This window comes from Paenibacillus sp. sgz302191, assembly GCF_057749925.1.
This window is the reverse complement of record NZ_JBYLHY010000033.1, coordinates 42,928-55,699: the sequence shown is the minus strand read 5'-3', so window position 1 is coordinate 55,699 and position 12,772 is coordinate 42,928. Positions and strand designations below refer to the sequence as shown.

General features: G+C 54.5%; 10 protein-coding genes. All 10 read left to right on the top strand.

Annotated features, from left to right (window positions below; genetic code table 11):
- Window positions 1-10 precede the first annotated feature (10 nt).
- Window positions 11-967: a carbohydrate ABC transporter permease gene (locus AC3G2T_RS32325; protein ID WP_488438070.1), complete on the top strand. Its 957-nt coding sequence runs from the start codon at window positions 11-13 to the stop codon at window positions 965-967.
- 33 nt (window positions 968-1,000) lie between these two features.
- Window positions 1,001-1,723 carry a hypothetical protein gene (locus AC3G2T_RS32320; RefSeq protein ID WP_474680203.1) on the top strand — a complete coding sequence of 241 codons (723 nt, stop codon included), beginning with the start codon at window positions 1,001-1,003 and terminating at the stop codon, window positions 1,721-1,723.
- Between the two features lie 35 nt (window positions 1,724-1,758).
- On the top strand, window positions 1,759-2,502 hold the full coding sequence (locus AC3G2T_RS32315; protein WP_474680204.1) for a hypothetical protein: 744 nt from the start codon (window positions 1,759-1,761) through the stop codon (window positions 2,500-2,502).
- 172 nt (window positions 2,503-2,674) lie between these two features.
- Complete coding sequence (locus tag AC3G2T_RS32310; protein ID WP_474680205.1) at window positions 2,675-3,973, top strand: ABC transporter substrate-binding protein; 1,299 nt, start codon at window positions 2,675-2,677, stop codon at window positions 3,971-3,973.
- Window positions 3,974-3,999: 26 nt separating this feature from the next.
- Window positions 4,000-4,995 carry a hypothetical protein gene (locus AC3G2T_RS32305; RefSeq protein WP_488438069.1) on the top strand — a complete coding sequence of 332 codons (996 nt, stop codon included), beginning with the start codon at window positions 4,000-4,002 and terminating at the stop codon, window positions 4,993-4,995.
- 31 nt (window positions 4,996-5,026) lie between these two features.
- Window positions 5,027-6,397, top strand: a complete 1,371-nt coding sequence (locus tag AC3G2T_RS32300) for an ABC transporter substrate-binding protein (protein WP_474680208.1) — start codon at window positions 5,027-5,029, stop codon at window positions 6,395-6,397.
- A 160-nt stretch (window positions 6,398-6,557) separates the two neighbouring features.
- Window positions 6,558-8,000 (top strand): S-layer homology domain-containing protein, encoded by a 1,443-nt coding sequence (locus AC3G2T_RS32295; protein WP_474680209.1) that lies wholly within the window; start codon window positions 6,558-6,560, stop codon window positions 7,998-8,000.
- A 121-nt stretch (window positions 8,001-8,121) separates the two neighbouring features.
- Window positions 8,122-8,829 (top strand): ABC transporter ATP-binding protein, encoded by a 708-nt coding sequence (locus AC3G2T_RS32290; RefSeq protein WP_474680210.1) that lies wholly within the window; start codon window positions 8,122-8,124, stop codon window positions 8,827-8,829.
- Window positions 8,813-9,847: an efflux RND transporter periplasmic adaptor subunit gene (locus AC3G2T_RS32285; RefSeq protein ID WP_488438068.1), complete on the top strand. Its 1,035-nt coding sequence runs from the start codon at window positions 8,813-8,815 to the stop codon at window positions 9,845-9,847. The genes AC3G2T_RS32290 and AC3G2T_RS32285 overlap by 17 nt, the downstream gene beginning before the upstream one ends.
- A gap of 12 nt (window positions 9,848-9,859) precedes the next feature.
- Entirely contained in the window at window positions 9,860-12,772 is a 2,913-nt protein-coding gene (locus AC3G2T_RS32280; protein WP_474680212.1) for an ABC transporter permease, read from the top strand.

The window sequence follows — 12,772 nt, the reverse complement described above, 5'->3', positions numbered from 1 at the left end:
GGGTGAGGCCATGAGTCGCCTGAAATTGAAAAACGTCCCGTCTTCCTCGCTGCCGGAGCTGCTGAATCGAGTCCGGTATGCGGTTATCGGCAGGGAAGCGGACAAAGGACTGCTGTTCAAATTGTTTATTTACCTGATTTTGCTGGATACGGCTTACATTTGCTTGAAACCGATTTTGCACATGGCGACGACGATGGTGAAAAATGCCGACGACTTGCTGGATCCGGCCGTCAATTGGTTCCCTCGAGTTATCTATCTGGGCAACCTTCAGGAAGCGTGGGAATGGATGAAATATCCGAAAGCGCTGGCTATCAGCCTCGGACTGTCTCTATCGGTATCCGTCCTGCAGACGTTCTCGTGCGCGGTGACCGGCTATGCGTTCGCCCGCCTGAAAATCCCTTTTAAAAGGCTGCTGTTTTTTTTCCTGCTGCTGACGTTTATCGTGCCGATGCAGGTGACAATTTTGCCCAACATCATTTACGCCAGACAGCTTGGCCTGTTAAATACGATTTATCCGATCATTGTGCCGGCATTTTTCGGCCTGGGGCTGAAGGGGGCGCTGTTCGTCATCATTTACCGGCAGTTTTTCTCCACGCAGCCGAAAGAGCTGGAGGAAGCGGCGCGGATTGACGGGGCCGGCGTGATCAAAATTTTTTATAGAGTCATGATGCCGCTGGCCAAGCCGGCCGTTCTCGTCGTCTTTTTATTTTCCTTCATCTGGACCTGGAACGACTTTTATTTGCCGAGCATGTATTTTCCCGACATTGAAACTGCGCCGTTGTCGCTGGGCATAGAAAAAATAGCCTCGGCTTTGCGCCAGCAGGCGGAGGCGTACGGGCCGTCGGTGACGGACGAAGCGATCCGCATGTCGACGACGTTCCTGATGATCGTCCCTCCGCTGCTGCTGTATACGTTCACGCAGCGATGGTTCGTGGAAGGCGTGGAAAGAACCGGCCTGGTCGAATAGACGCAAAACAAATGTGGAAGGAGGCATTCGGGCATGAAACAAACGCGGATGAAAAGGCTGCTGGCTGTATGCTTCGCCGCCGTCTGGATCGTTTCCGTCACGGCGGCGTGTTCCCAGTCGGCGCAGAGCTCTCCGGGCGCAGCAGCGAACGCCAAAAAAATGCTCTATGTCAAAAGAGGAGAAGGAACGAACGATCCGGTCATCATGAAACATTTTGAAAAGCTCGGCTATGTGGTCATCGATATGTCCGACAACATGTTTAAGGCGAATCAGGCGGACGGCTTCGGCGTCGTGTTTATTAGCCCGACGGTCAATTCCGCCAGAATCGACGCCGAGCTTGGGCGCTCCGCAGTGCCCGTCGTCTACGCCAAGCCGCAGGCGGCCAGCATCGCCGGCTTGACGGGAATGCTCGACTACGGGCAGGTGGACGCGGGGAAAACCGTGCAGATCGCCGGCAGCAAGCATCCGCTGGCCGCCGGATTGAAGGACCGGATCACGGTCTACAAAAATGACGGGAAGCTCAGCTACGCGATTCCGGGAAAAGAGGCCGTGACGATCGCGACAGCCCCGGACGACGACAAAAAGGCGGTTGTTTTCGCGTACGAGAAGGGCGCCGCCAACATCAAGGGCGAGAAAGTGGCTGCCCGGCAAGTATTTTTCTACTTGACGGCAGGCGAGGAAATGAATCAGACCGATGACGGCTTGAAACTGTTGGATGCGGCTGTTCAGTGGACTGCACAAAACGGCAAAAAGTAACCTATTCCATTATCATGCGGGGAGGAATCCGATTCATGAAAAGTTTATTCGGTACGGCTGTAATCGCCGTCATGGCGTTTGCGCTCGCAGCTTGCAGCGCAGCGCCCAGCCGCCCGGTTTCCGTGTCTAACGAGCCTTCGTCGACGAGCGCCGGCAAATCGCAGAGCAGCGGAAAAAAAGTGCTTTTTATTGGAAGAGAAAGCGGCGGGGACGCCATTGTGGCCAAACGTCTGCGACAGACGCACGGCATGGACGTCACGATCGTATCCGATAAGGAAGTGAAGGCGGAGCAGGCGAAGGGCTGCACGCTTATCTTTGTCAGCGAATCCGTCAACTCCGGGAAAATCAAGGATATGTTCGTGAAAACGGCGGTGCCGGTCATCTATGACGAGCCGCAGGTGTCCGGCGATACGGGGATGACGGATGTGGACGCGAACGGCAAGCTGCAGGGGCCGGAAGCGGCCAAGACGATTCAGATCGTGAACGCCAAGCATCCGCTGGCAGCGGGACTGGACAGCCAAGTGGACGTTTACAAGGAGAACGGCAAAATGAGCTACGCGACTCCCGGCAAAGAGGCGATTGTCGTGGCAACCGTGCCGAACGACGCTCAGAAAGCGACGATTTTCGCTTACGACAAAGGCGCGACGAACGTCAAAGGCGAGCCGGTGACGGCGCGGGAAGTGTTCTTCTACTTAATGGAAGGCGAAGAAATCAATCAGACCGACAACGGGTGGAAGCTCTTCGATGCCGCCGTCCGCTGGGCGACCGAGAAGAAGTAGCATCCGGGCCGGCTCCCGGGGAAAGATGCGATAAACAACCTATAATAAGCAAGCACCGACCTAATGCAAACGTCTTCCATCCATAATAAAGTAAGGGTACAAAAATATAAGCGTTTACATCGCTGTGGCCATATTTTGCTTGGACCAATCAAAAGGGAGGTTGTAAGGAAACATGAAAAAGCTTTTGAAAGCATCTTTGCTGCTGGCTGCGGCGGCAGCGATTATGGCAGGCTGCACGTCGCCGACCGCAGCGCCAACACCCGACGCGAAGAAATCTCCGGATAACGAAATATTCATCTATACGGTATACCCGTCTTTTTACGCCAAAGAGGACATTTGGGAAAAGCAGGTCGGGCAATATTTGAAGAAAAAGTTTCCCGAGCTTACGTTCAAGCACGTGCAGTGGGATAACCCGGGCAGGCAGTATAAGGATCTGATCGCGGCCGGGACGATCCCCGACATTGTTATCGATAATTCGCGCATGAATTTGCAGCGGTATATTTTGAAAAACGATCTCCAGTACGATATGACCGACCTGATCAAAAAGTACAATTTCGACACCAGCAAGCTGGAGCCCGCCTCGATGGCGCAAATGAAAAATGTGACTCCCGAGGGCAAAATTTACGGCCTGCCGTTCCAGTTAAGCGATTTCGTGCTGTTTTACAACAAGGATATTTTCGATAAATTCGGGGTCGAGTATCCGAAGGACGGCATGACCTATGACGAAATTTACGAATTGGCCAAAAAGCTGACGCGCGTTGACGGGGAAAACACGTACAAGGGCTACCAGCAGCATCCGGGGCTGTACATGACCTATAACCAGCTTTCGCAGTCTCCGCTCAGTTTGACGGAAGATAAGGCGGAGCTGACGACTCCGGGCTGGAAAAAGGAAGTTGACAATTTGCGGCGCTTCTACGAAATTCCGGCGAATCAGTTTACTTCGGTCGATGATTTCCCGAAAGGGAAAATTGCGATGTCCGTCCACGTGTCGGAAAAAATCGTCCAATGGTACGAACAGAACAAAAACCTGAATTTCGATATCGCCGCCATGCCTTCGTTTGCCGACGCTCCGGGCGTCAAGGCGCAGCCGAACATGTATGCGGCGTACATCACCAAGCAATCGACCAAAAAAGATCAGGCGTTCCAGGTGATCCAGTACCTGCTCTCCGAAGAAATGCAAATCAATTTCGCCAAGGAAGGGATTATCGGCCCGCTGCAAACGCAAAAAGTGCAGGAAGCGTTCGGCAAAAACTTGCCGCAAATGCAGGGCAAGCACGTCCAGTCGATCTTCTACGGCAAAAACGCCATGCCGCCGGCAGCGCGCGCCGCAGGCTTAACCTATATCGACGCACCGCTGCATAACGTGTTCGCTCCGCTTATTTTCGGGGAATCGAAAGATTCCATGACCGCGCTGCGGATGATCGAGGAGCAGACGACCAAAGGCATTCAAACCGAAAAAGCCGCTCAGTAAACATGTAGGCAGGAGGAGTCAGTTTCATGAAACGTTTGCTCACGTTACTCGTCATCGCATGGATGACATTTGCCATCGCCGCCTGCTCCGGGGCCAATACGGGCGCGGAGTCGACCGCCGCACCGCCGGCGAATACGCCGCAGGCAAGCACCTCGTCGTCGCCGGCGAATACGCCGCAGGCGAGCGCCTCGACAGCGTCGTCGGCTACGCCGCAAGCGAGCGCCTCGACAGCGCCGTCGGGTACGCCGCAGGCGAGCGCCTCGTCGGCGCCGTCGGACGCGCCGAAGACGTCCGCAGCACCTGCGCCTGCAGCGGACTCGGCGAAGCCTTCGGCCGCAGCGACGGTTAAACCCGCCGACGATACGCCGACGGCAGCGCCGCAGCCCGAAATTTCGCCCAAAGGGAAAAAGCTGCTGTTCGTCGGCAGGGATCAAGACCCTGTGCCCGCAGAAGATGTGGCCATTGAAAACCGTTTGAAAGGTATGGGCTTCCAGGTTACGAGACTCGGCGACCGGGATTTCACCGCCGATGAAACCAAAGGGTATGATTTCCTGTATTTCAGCCAGACGACGAATTCGAAATTTTTGAAGGACGGGGTTATGAAAAATGTGGCGATACCGACGTTGTACGTCAAAAGCCACGGCATGTTTTACCTCGGCTTGACGTCCCTTGAGGAAGGCGCAGTCGTCAAAAATATGAAGGCGGTCGACATCGTCGACAGCAAGCACAAGATTGCTGGCGGCTTATCGGGCACCGTCGATGTGTTTAAAGAAGCCGGCGAAAGGTTCGGCATCGGTTACGGGCTGCCGGGCAAGGAAGCCAAGGTGATCGCCACCGTTCCCGGGGACAGCAAGAAGGCCGCTCTTTATTATTACGACAAGGGCTCGAAGGCCGATAACGGTTATGAGGTGAAAGCGCGCATATCGTTCTACTATTGGAGCAACGGTATGCAGGATAATTCGACGGACGCCGGATGGAAGCTTTGGGACAATATCGTTTTGTGGACGCTGCAGAACGGTTAAGAAACCTTGTACGAGGAAAGGATGTTGATCGATGATCAGGCATCTGAGGAATCTGAAGCGATTTTCCGCAATGGCTTTATCGCTTGCGCTGTTGGCCGGCTGTACGGCGGAACCGGTCCCGAACGCCAAACCCGGCGGGACGGACGGCCAGCATCCGCCCGCAGCCAAGTCGCCGGACAACGAACTGTTTATTTATACGGTATGGCCGGCTTACTATGCCAAAGAAGACATTTTTCAAAAGCAGATCGGCGATTTTATCAAAAAGAAATTTCCCGATATTACGGTCAAACACGTCGCATGGGACAATCCCGGCCGACAGTACAAGGACTTGATCGCAGCCGGCACGATCCCCGACATCATCATGGACGACACGCGAATGAACGTGCACAGGTACATCATCGACAACGATCTTCAGTACGATATTTCCGGTCTGATCAAAAAGTACAATTTTGACACGGGCAAATTGAATCCCGCCTTTATGGCGCAAATGAGCAATTTGACGCCGGACGGCAACATATACGGCCTGCCGTTTTACAATAACGATTATGCTTTGTTTTACAACAAAGACATTTTCGATAAATTCGGCGTCGACTATCCGAAAGACGGCATGACTTATGACGAGATTTACGAGTTGGCCAAAAAGCTGACGAGGGTGGACGGCGAAACGACCTACAAAGGCTTTTCGCAAAATCCCGGCCAGTATATGAACTATAACCAGTATTCGCTCTCGCCTTTGAGCCGGACGGCGGATAAGGGCGACATGAGCGCGCCCGGATGGAAAAAGCTCGTAGACAACCTGAGAAGGTTCTACGAAATTCCCGCCAATCAATTCGACACCGTCGAGACGTTTGCGTCAAAACCGAATATTGCGATGGCCGTCGCCACGGTGAGCGATCATCTGGTCAAATTTAACGATCAGAACAAGAGCTTGAACTTCGATATCGCCTCCGTTCCTTCCTTCAGCGACGCGCCGAATACGAAGTATCAGCCGAATGTGTATTCGATGTACATAACGAAGCAGTCGACGAAAAAAGAGCTTGCCTTTCAGGTGATGGCTGCGCTGCTTTCCGAAGAGCATCAGATCGAGATGGCGAAAGAAGGCGTGATCGGACCATTGGAAAGCGAGGCGGTCAAAGCCGCATTCGGGCAAAATTTGCCGCAAATGAAGGGCAAGCGCGTGCAATCGATTTTTTACGGCAAAAACGCGAATCCCCCGGCGGCGCGTGCCGCAGGTCTGGTCTGGTACGATGCGGTCGTGCAAGGCGTGTTCCAGCCGCTCATTTTCAGCGAGTCCAAAGATTCCGTGACGGCGCTGCGCATGGTCGAAGAGCAGACGACCAAAGCGATCGAGACGATAAAAGCGGGCAAGAAGGAAGTGGAACAGGCTGCGGGCGGCAAATAGCCGCACATACCCGTACCCGTTCGTTCGCGAAAAGGCTGTCCCGTATTTGGAGCAATTAACCTATAAACGTGAGATAAAGCGCCTATAATCGGCCGGCAAATTCGTATTACAGTAAGGATAGCGCAATCATTTTACAAATTCATAAAGGAAGGTGCCTGGAATGAAGAGATATGTTTCCTCGCTTTTGGCGATAATGCTCTTATTCTTATCTTTGATACCGCTCACATTTGCGGCGGAAAGCGGTTCGGACACAAAAGCGGCAGTCAAATCCGTAGACAATTTTGAGGATTTGAAAGATCTTTCGCAAGAGGTCAAGGACAAATTCGATGCGCTGATCAAGGCCGGCGTATTTAGCGGACTGACGGACGATACGTTCGGTCTCGACGCCAAAATGAACCGCGCCCAGTTCGCCAAAGTCGCCGCCATCATTTTTCAGCTGGATGTCGACAATTCGCTCACAACCTCTTCGTTCTCGGACGTCAGCGCCGACGACCCGGCCAACTCTTATGCGCTGCCCTATATTGAGGCGCTGAAAAAAGCGGGGCTTACGAACGGCTCCGATTCCAGCGGCAAAATGTACAATCCGTCAGGCCCGGTGTCGCGCCAGGAGCTTGCGGCGTTCCTCATCCGCGGACTCGGTCTCGATGAAGACGCGCAGCAGGCGGAGCCGACGGGCGACAAAACCGTGGACGATTGGGCCAAAGGCTATGTCGCGCTTGCGCTCGAGAAGAAGCTGCTGACGAACCAAACGGGCAGCACGTTCGGAGGCAAGTCGTCCGCAACGCGGAAAATGCTGGCTCTGGCCGCTTATGCAGCCAAGCAAATTTTTGACGGCAACGATGACGGCGGGTCGGAGCCGGGCACATCTGGCGGCGGCACATCCGCAACGCCGACGACGAAGCCGGAGCCGACACAGCCGCCGAAAAGCGGAGACATCTCTCCGCAGGGGAAAAAGCTGCTTTTCATCACCGTGCAGTCGCTGAAAGACCTGGCTAAAGAAGTGCCCGCCGATAATTCGATCGTCAACCGGTTGAAGGATTTGGGCTTCCGGGTTACTAATATTGCCTGCGACAAGTTCAAAACGGAAAAAGCGGACGGTTACGATCTGATCATCGTCAGCAGCGCCGTCAACGAAAAATATTTGAAAAGCGGTCTTTTGAAAGAAGTCGCCATTCCGACCGTATATTTGAAGCATCAGGGCATGACGGGCCTTAGCCTTGCTTCCAACGAGTCCTACAGGGAATACAACATCAAATCGCTTACCATCGCGGACCCTAAAGAAAAGGCAGCAGCCGGATTCTCGGGCGATGTGCAAATTTTGGCCGATGCCAAATCGACAGCCTGGATTCAATACGGCAAGCCCGGCAAAGAAGCGGTGAAAGTGGCTACGGTTCCCGGCAAAAGCGATGAAGCGGCCATTTATTATTACAATAAAGGCTCGCATTCGGACAGCGGGTATGAAGTGAAAGCGCGCATCTCGTTCTTCTTCTACGACAGAACTACCGTGAGTTACGATAGTACAGGTTCGGGCGTAACGACTGCGACTGAAAATGCATGGAAACTTTTCGACGCGATCGTTCTTTGGACGCTGCAAAACGGTTAATGTTTCCGAATCCGGCCGGCGGGGCTGTCCCACAAGTAGCATGAGCTGCTGAAGGGCCAGCCCTTTCTTTTGTTGAAACAAGCGGATCGCCGAAATTGAACCGGAAGGAGCGTGGATGCATATGATTTCGCAGCAGAGCTTGCCGGGCTCCGGGCATCTTGTCAGGGCGGAGAGCGTCACGAGGGTGTTCGGACGCGGCTCCGGCGCGGTTCACGCTTTGCGGGGAGCGAGCCTGTCGATACCGGCCCAAAAGCTTGTCGCCCTGAGAGGGCGGTCGGGCTCCGGCAAAACGACGCTCATTAACATATTGGGCGCGCTGGACAGACCGACGGAGGGCCGGGTTTATTTTGACGGGGACGAAATCGGCCGATGGCCCGAGAACAAGCGCAATCAGTTGCGGCGCGCCCGAATGGGGCTCATTTTCCAATCGTTCGGACTTGTTCCGCTGATGACGGCTTACGAAAATGTGGAATTCGGCTTGCGGGTCGCCGGCGTGAAATCGTCGCTGTTCAAGTCCTACGCGGAAAGCGCGCTCGAATACGTCGGGCTGCAGGCGAGAATGAAGCACAGGCCTTTCGAAATGTCCGGCGGCGAGCAGCAGCGGGTGGCGATCGCCAGAGCTATCGCGCACAGGCCGACTTTGATTTTGGCCGATGAGCCGACCGCAGAGCTCGACAGCAAGATGGGGATGCAAGTGATGCATGTTTTTAAAAATTTGGTGCAAAGCGAAGGAATGACCATTATTCTAACTACGCATGATCCGGCGATTATGGGCGTTGCCGATCTTGTTTATGCACTGGAGGATGGCCAAATTGCCGAAGCGACTTAACAAAATATGGCTGCCTGCGCTCGGAATTTGCTGTATGGCGGCGCTGCTGTCGGGATGCTCCCTGCTTCCCGTCGAAGAGGCGGAGATGAAGCCTCCGCTGATCGAACCGACCAAGGAAACTTTAAGCCTCTATACCGTGAAGCGTGCGAATATTAGCCAGCAAATTACGGGCGTCGCGACGTTCGCCTCGGACAAAACGGATTATTTGTATTATTCGGAATCCGGAGGCCGGTTGACCAAGCTGAATGTGAAGCTGGGCGACGCCGTCAAGGCCGGGGATGTTGTCGCCACAACGGAAACGTCCGATCTTGATACGAAAATCAAGCTGCAGCAAATTTCCATGGAAAAGCTCAAAATATCGCTGCAGCAAGCTACGATGGAGAAGGGCGCCGACGATCCCGACGTCCGTCTGAAACTGCTGGATATGGAAAGCGCCCAATTGCAGCTCAAATCGCTGCAGGATCAGCTGCGGAACACGAGGCTTGCGGCCACGATCGACGGGGTCGTCACGTTTATCGACACGATTCAGCCCGGCGATCAAGTGACCGCCTACAAGCAATTGATAACGCTTTCCGACCCGGCGGCGCTGCAGTTGATTTATACCGCTGCGGGCCAGAACGATTTGGCGGGCGTCGAAGTGAACATGGATGTCAAAGTAAAAATCAAAGACAAAATTTTTGCCGGGAAAGTCGTCCAGACGCCGCTCACCGCTCCGCCTAACAGCAACAAAACGGTTCAGGATAAAAACGCCAAAGCCATTTATATCAAGGTGCAGGGACTGCCGCCTGATATTGCGATCGGAAGCCAGGCCGATATTACGATCGTGACCCAGGCGAGGGATCAGGTGCTGGTCATTCCAAGAGCCGGGCTGCGCAGCTACATGGGTCGCGATTACGTGCAAATTCTCGATGGCGAAAGCCGCAAAGAGGTCGATATCGAGAAAGGCATTGTGGCGGCAACGGAAGTGGAAGTCCGGAAAGGGATCAGCGAAGGGCAGCAGGTTATTTTGAATAACTAGGGGGCTAAGAGATTGGCGTTATTTATCATGATCTTGCGCAAAATGATCAACAATAAATGGCTCGAGCTCAGCCTGCTGTTCGGTCTGGTATTGTCCGTCGCCCTGACGAGCAGCATGCCCATTTATACGAATGCCATCTTGCAGCGGCTGTTGATTCAGGAGATGCAGCAGCTGCAGCTCGGCAGCAATCAATACCCCGGCATCTATTGGCTGTCGGCCGCACTGTCCGAGCAAGAACAGCAGAAGCGGGATCAAATAGCGGAAACGGACCGTTTTTTGCAAAAATCCGCCGGTCGATTTGGCGTGCCCGTGCAGCATTTCGTTCGCGAAAGGGCTACGCAGCGCTACGGTTTAACCCCGGCCGAGCCCGATAAAGTCGATATGTACGTCCAGCGGTCGGCGGATATTTCCGCCATTGACGGCATGGAGGACCATATTCGGCTCGTGGACGGCCGCCTTCCGGCGAAAGAGCCGATGAACGGCGTGTACGAAGCTCTTGTCCCGCCGGAAGCGCTGACGGAGCTGGACATGGTGCTCGGCACCGAGTTTGTCATCGACGATGCGAGCTTGAAGCAGCCGGTGCGGATCAAAGCCGTCGGCGTGTTCGAACGCAAAGATTTTACGGACATCTATTGGTACAATCATACGAGCAGCTACAAAAACAGCTTTTTGATCGATTTCAATTTGTTCGAAAAAGAGATTACGGAAGCCGGCAGTCTGCATCTCCAGTCCGGTTATTGGTATTTCGCGCTCGATTATACGAAGCTGACGCTCGCTTCCGCCGATGTCTTCCTGAATAACGACTATGCGATCGACACGTATATGGACGCGCATTACGATTCGCACAACAAAAACGTTCCGGCGCTGCAAACTTTGGAAAATTACTACGTGAAAGAGAGTCGGCTGCGGCTCATGCTATGGTCGCTCAACGTTCCGGTAATGCTGATGCTGGCCTTTTACTTGTACATGGTCGCCAACCTGATTGCGGAACGCCAAAAAACCGAAATCGCCGTGCTGCGCAGCCGGGGAGCGAGCCGCCGGCAAATTATTCTCAGCTATGTCGCCGAAGGCCTGGTGCTCGGCGCGATCGCTTTTGCCGCCGGCCCTTACGTAGGCCTTCTGCTTACGAAGCTGCTCGGGGCTTCCAGCGGATTTCTTGAGTTCGTGCAGCGCGCCCGGCTTGAAGCCGGTCTGAACCGGGATGCGTATCTGTACGCTTTGATCGCGATCGGCGCCTCGCTCGTCATGACGCTGATTCCCGTAATCCTCGCGACGAGGGTTACGATTGTCGGACACAAGCAGCAGTCGGCGCGGTTTCAGAAAAGCTCTTTTTGGCATAAATTTTTTATCGATATCATGCTGCTCGGAATCTCCCTGTATGGGCTGTATAACTATAAAGCCCGCGTCAAGGACATGCTGACGCTCGGCCTGAAGTCCGCGGATTTGCGCGTTGATCCGCTTTTGTTTCTCATTCCGGCCTTGTTTATTTTGGGGCTCGGCTTGCTGGTGCTGCGGTTGTATCCGTGGTGCGTGCGGTTATTGTACGGAGCGGGCCGGCGTTGGTGGCCCCCTGCCATATATGCGACGTTGATCCATGTGAGCCGTTCGATTATCCAATACCAGTTTATTATGGTGTTCCTCGTGATTACGATCGCCACAGGGCTGTTCAGCGCCAGCGCTACACGGACGATCAATCAGAATACGGCCGATAAAATCCGTTACGCCGCCGGCGCCGATATCACGATGCAAATCCATTGGGAGAACGATGCGCCGCCGGCCATCTTGTTCGGTCTTGACGGCGACGGCGGTGCGGCCGATTCCGCCGGCGATTCTTCCGGCGATGCCTCCTCCGACCGGCCCAAGAGGGTGCAGTACAGCGAGCCGTCCTTTTTGCCGTTCACGCAGTTTCCGGGCGTGGAGCATGCCGCCAAAGTGTTCGTCAAAAAAAATGCACTGCTCGCCAAAGGCAAGACGAGCACTTCCGTCGAGCTGATGGGCATCGATACGAAAGATTTCGGGGAAACCGCCTGGATGCGCGATCGTTTGCTGAACTACCATATCAACAGCTATTTGAACCTGATCGCCCGCAATCCGTCCGCTGTCCTGATCTCCAGATCGGTTGCCGAAACGTACGGCGTGAAACCTGGCGATACGATTGCCGTAGGCTGGCCGAACGTCGAGCCGGCCTCGTTCACCGTATTCGGGATCGTCGACTATTGGCCGTCCTGGAATCCGAATCCCGGGGCGAACGATACGGAGTCGGTCACGACCAAGCAGGGGACTGTGACGAAAGTGAAGAAGCCGATGCTTGTCGTCGGCCATTTGAGCTACATCCAGAACAACATCGCGCTGGAACCGTACGAGGTATGGCTGAAGCTGAAGCCGCAGGCGAGCAGCACGGCCGTGTATCAGGCGGTCGCCGGCCACGGTTACGAAATCGAAGCGTTGACCGACGCGAAGCAAGAACAGATTAAAGCGATCAAGGACCCTTTTCAGCTGGCGATTAACGGAGTCATGACGCTTGGATTTTTGATCTCGATTCTTGTCTGCTTCTTCGGGTTTTTGTTGTACTGGGTGCTGTCGCTGTCCGCCAGGACGCTGCAGTACGGCATTTTTCGCGCGATGGGCGTCTCCGTCCCGCAGTTGATCATGATGCTTGCCGGCGAGCAGGCGATGATTTCCGGTGCGGCCATTGCGATCGGGATGTTGACCGGCAATCTTGCCAGTTATTTGTTCGTGCCGCTATTCGGCTTGTCATTCGATCCGGGCACGCAGGTGCCGCCGTTTCAGGTGACGTTCGATCCGCGCGACCGCGAGCGGCTGTATGCGATCGTTGCCGTCATGATCGCGATCGGGCTTGCCGTGCTGGGGCGTATCGTTTCGCGGATCCGGATTCATCAGGCAGTCAAGCTCGGGGAGGATTAA